1 protein-coding gene is annotated in these 4,884 nt (G+C 77.7%); it reads right to left on the bottom strand.

The window, feature by feature from the left end:
* Positions 1–4,884 (bottom strand): SDR family NAD(P)-dependent oxidoreductase (locus tag PUR56_RS07490; protein WP_329948334.1); only part of this gene is annotated, 4,884 nt, incomplete at both ends.

Here is a 4,884-nt window from a genome sequence, read left to right as displayed (position 1 = left end):
TGCGGGGACGGCGCGTCGACGTGCAGGGTGCGCGGCAGCACACCGTGCCGGATCGCCAGCACCGACTTGATCACCCCGGCCACGCCGGCCGCCGCCTGGGTGTGCCCGATGTTGGACTTCACCGACCCCAGCCAGAGCGGCCGGTCCTCCGGCCGGCCCTGCCCGTAGGTGGCCAGCAGCGCGTGCGCCTCGATCGGGTCGCCCAGCGTGGTGCCGGTGCCGTGCGCCTCGACGGCGTCGACGTCGGCCGGCTCCAGGCCCGCGCCGGCCAGCGCCGCCCGGATCACCCGCTGCTGCGAGGGACCGCTCGGGGCCGTCAGGCCGTTGGAGGCGCCGTCCTGGTTGACCGCCGAACCGCGCAGCACCGCCAGCACCTCGTGACCCAGCCGCCGCGCGTCCGACAGCCGCTCGACCAGCAGCAGCCCGACCCCCTCGGCCCAGCCGGTGCCGTCGGCCGCCGCCGCGAAGGCCTTGCAGCGGCCGTCGGGCGACATCGCGCGCTGGCGGGAGAACTCGACGAACGTGGTCGGGGTGGTCATCAGCAGCACGCCGCCCGCCACCGCGAGGTCGGACTCGCCGGAGCGCAGCGACTGCGCGGCCAGGTGGAGCGCGACCAGCGAGGAGGAGCAGGCGGTGTCCACCGTGACCGCCGGGCCCTCGAAACCGAAGGTGTAGGAGATCCGGCCGGAGGCGACGCTGCCCGCGTTGCCGATGCCGAGGTAGGCCTCCAGCTCCGCCGGGACCCGCTGGGCAGCGCTCGCGTAGTCGCGGCCGGAGATCCCGGCGAAGACACCGGTGCGGCTGCCGCGCAGGGAGGTGGGGTCGATGCCGGCGCGCTCGAAGACCTCCCAGGTGGTCTCCAGCAGCAGTCGCTGCTGCGGGTCGATCGCGGGTGCCTCCCGCGGCGGGACGCCGAAGAACTCGGCGTCGAACTCGCCGATGCCGTCGAGGAATCCGCCGTGCCGGGCGTAGGACGTGCCGGGCCGGTCGGGGTCGGGCGAGTAGAGGGCGTCGAGGTCCCAGCCGCGGTCGGTCGGGAACCCGGAGAGCGCGTCGACGCCCTCGGAGACCACCCGCCAGAGGTCCTCGGGCGAGCCGACGCCGCCGGGGTAGCGGCAGGCCATGCCGACGATGACGATCGGGTCGTCGTCGACGACGGCCGCACCGGGGGCGGTGACCGCGCCGGGGGCCGTACCGGACCCGCCCTCGGCACCCCACAGCTCCTCGGCCAGCCAGTCGGAGAGCGCGGCGGGCGTCGGGTGGTCGAAGACGACGGTGGCGGGCAGCCGGCGGCCGGTGAGCGCGCCGAGCCGGTTGCGGAACTCGACGGCGGTGAGCGAGTCGAAGCCCTGCTGGCCGAAGGCCTTGGCGGGGTCGACGGCGTCGGCCGAACGGTGCCGCTGGACGACCGCCGCCTCGGCCCGGACGACGCCGAGCAGGCTGCGGCGCCGTTCGGCGGCGGGCAGCGCGCCGAGGCGCGCCAGCACGTCGCTCCCGCCGGCCGCCGCCGGGGCGGCAGCGGCGGCGGCGCGCGGCACCAGTTCGGCGACCAGCGGGTGCGGCCGGTCACGGAACAGCACCGGCCAGTCGACGTCCGCGACGACCAGGTGGCTCTCGCCGTGGTCCAGGGCCTGGCCGAGCAGGGCGACGGCCTGGACGGGCGGCAGCGAGGCGAGGCCGTGCCGGAGCAGCTGCTGCTCGGCGCCGTCGGCGGCGATGCCCGCGCCCGCCCAGTGGCCCCAGGCGATCGAGGTCGCGGGCAGACCGGCGGCGCGCCGCTCGGCGGCCAGCGCGTCGAGGTAGGCGTTGCCGGGCGCGTAGTTGGCCTGACCCGGGATGCCGGCGACACCGGCCAGCGAGGAGAAGAGGACGAAGGCGGACAGGTCGTGGCCGGCCGTCAGCTCGTGCAGCAGCCGGGCGGCGCCCGCCTTGGCGCGCAGGGCGGCGGCGAGCTGCTCGGGCGTGAGCGTGGGGATGAGGCCGTCGTGCAGGGCGGCGGCGGTGTGGACGACGGCGGTGAGCGGCAGGTCCGCGGGGACGGCGTCGAGGACGGCCGTCAGGGCGGCCCGGTCGGCGACGTCGGCGGCGGCGTAGGTCACCCTGGTCCCGAGGGCGGTGAGTTCGGCCTCCAGGGCGGACGCCTCGGGGGCGTCGGCCCCGCGTCGACTGACCAGCAACAGGTGTTCGGCGCCGCGTCCGGCCAGCCAGCGGGCGACGTGTCCGCCGAGGGCGCCGGTGCCGCCGGTGATCAGGGTGGTGCCACGCGGCTTCCACGACCGGTCGGCGGCGTCCTGCGACCCGTCCTGCCCACCGTCCGGGGAGGCCGCCGGAGCGGCGGACAGCGGGGCGGCGGGCAGCGGGGCGGCCTGGACCAGCCGACGGGCGAAGGCCCCGGCCGGCCGGAGCGCCAGCTCGACCTCGCGCTCCGCGGACGCGTCCGTGAGCAGCGCGGCCGCCTGCTGCCAGGTCTGCCGGTCGGGCGCGGCCGGCAGGTCGAGCAGTCCGCCGAAGAGGGCCGGCTGCTCGGCGGCGAGGATCGCGCCGAAGCCCCAGACGAGGGCCTGCTCCGGATCGGTGACCGGGTCGGTGGGGCCGGTGCCGACGGCGCCGCGGGTGAGGTACCAGACCGGCGCGGTCAGGCCCGTCTCGTCCAGGGCCTGGGCGAGCGCGACCTGGGCGGCGTGCGCCCACGGCAGGTCGTCGTGCTCGGGGTGCCGGCCGGGGTGCAGGCCGAGCAGCGAGACGACGCCGGCGACCGGGGGCGTCCCGGAGCCGGCCGGTCCGGCGGATGCTCCGCCGAGCGTCAGGGCGAGCTTCGCGGCGAGCGCGGCCCGGTCGACCCCGCCGACCAGCAGCTCGACGGAGCCGCCGGCCGCGGCGAGCGCCTCGCCGAGCCCCTCGGCCCAGGTGTGTCCGACCGCCTCCTCCGGGACGACGACCAGCCAGCGGCCGTCCGACCGGCCCCCGGCCCGGCCAGCCGGGACGGTGACCGGCCGCCAGGTCAGGCGGTGGCGCCAGCCGTCGGCCGCAGTGGCGGCGCGGCGGCGGTCCCACCAGGAGGCGAGCGCGGGCAGGACGGGGACCAGTCGGTCGCCGTCCACGCCGATCGCCTCGCCGAGCCGGCCGGCGTCCCGTCCGGCGACCAGCTCCCAGAACAGGCTGTCCCCGGCGGCACCGGAACCGGGAGCACCGGCACCGGCGGCGGACAGGTGCTCGGGCGAGCGGCTGGCGTCCAGCCAGTACCGCTGCCGCTGGAACGGGTAGCCCGGCAGGTCGGCGTGGGCGGGGCGGGTGCCGGCGAAGGCGGTCGCCCAGTCCACGGCGACGCCCCGGACGTACAGCTCGGCGACGGAGGAGAGCCAGCGGTCGCGGTTGCCCCGGCCGCGCCGGAGCGAGCCGGTGACGACGGCGTCGGCGACCCCGGCGGCGTCCAGGGTGTCCTCGATCGCGCCGGTGAGCACGGGGTGCGGCGAGACCTCGACGAAGACGGTGTGCCCGGACTCGGCGAGCCGGCGCGTGGCCTGCTCGAAGCGGACGGTGTGGCGCAGGTTCCGGTACCAGTAGCCGGCGTCCAGCCCGGCGGTGTCCTGCCAGTCGCCGGTCACGGTGGAGAGCAGCGGGACGGTGCCGGCGCGCGGGCGGACGTCGGCCAGCAGGGCGAGCAGCTCCTCGCGCAGGGCCTCCGTCTGCACCGAGTGCGAGGCGTAGTCGATGTTGACGGGACGGACGGTGGCGCCGTCGGCGGTGAACGCCTCGGTGAGCTCGGCGAGGGCGTCGAGGTCACCGGAGACCACGGTGGCCTGCGGGCCGTTGACGACGCCGATGGAGAGCCGGCCGGGCCAGGCGGCGATCCGCTGCTCGACCTCGGCGAGCGGGCGGGAGACCGAGACCATGCCGCCCTTGTGCGAGATCCGCGCGAGCAGCTTGGCGCGCAGGGCGACGATCCGGGCGCCGTCCTCCAGGGTGAGCCCGCCGGCGACGTACGCGGCGGCGACCTCGCCCTGGCTGTGGCCGACGACGGCGTCGGGGCGGACGCCGTAGGCCTGCCAGAGTTCGGCGAGCGAGATCATGACGGCCCAGAGCACGGGCTGGACCACGTCCACCCGGTCGGGGTCGGGGCCGTCGGCCGCGCCCCGGACCACGTCGAGCAGCGACCAGTCGGTGTGCGGGGCCAGGGCGTCGGCGCAGCGGGTCAGGGCGTCGGCGAAGACGGGCTCGGTGGCGAGCAGGCCGGCCGCCATGCCGGTCCACTGGGAGCCCTGGCCGGGGAAGACGAAGACGGTGCGGCCCGGGGTGCCGGCCCGGCCGCGGACCACGCCGGGGCCGTCGAGGCCGCGCAGCGCCGCCAGGGTGTCGGCCGTCGGCGCACCGGCCGTCGGGCCGTCGCCCACCGGGGCGACGACGACGGCGCGCTCCTCCAGGGCGGCGCGGCCGGTGGCCAGGGTGTGGGCGGCGGCCACCGCGTCGGGGCCCGGGAGGCCGTCGGTGCGATCACCGGCGAGCCGGCCGGCGATCCGGGCCGCGTGGGCGGTGAGCGCCTCGGGGGTGCGGGCGGACAGGACGTACGGCAGCACGGCCGGGGCGGACGGGGCCGCGGTGTCCGCCGCCTGCTCCGACGCCTCCGGCGCCTGCTCGACGATGACGTGCGCGTTGGTGCCGGAGACGCCGAACGCCGAGACGGCGGCGCGGCGCGGCCGGTCCAGGGCGGGCCACTCCTGCCGCTCGGTGAGCAGCCTGACGGTGCCGTCCGACCAGTCGACGTGCGGGGACGGCGCGTCGACGTGCAGGGTGCGCGGCAGCACACCGTGCCGGATCGCCAGCACCGACTTGATCACCCCGGCCACGCCGGCCGCCGCCTGGGTGTGCCCGATGTTGGACTTCACC

Source organism: Streptomyces sp. BE303 (assembly GCF_036290945.1).
Lineage (GTDB): Bacteria > Actinomycetota > Actinomycetes > Streptomycetales > Streptomycetaceae > Kitasatospora.
Note: the sequence above shows the minus strand (reverse complement) of the source record. Positions and strands in the feature narration are given on the sequence as shown.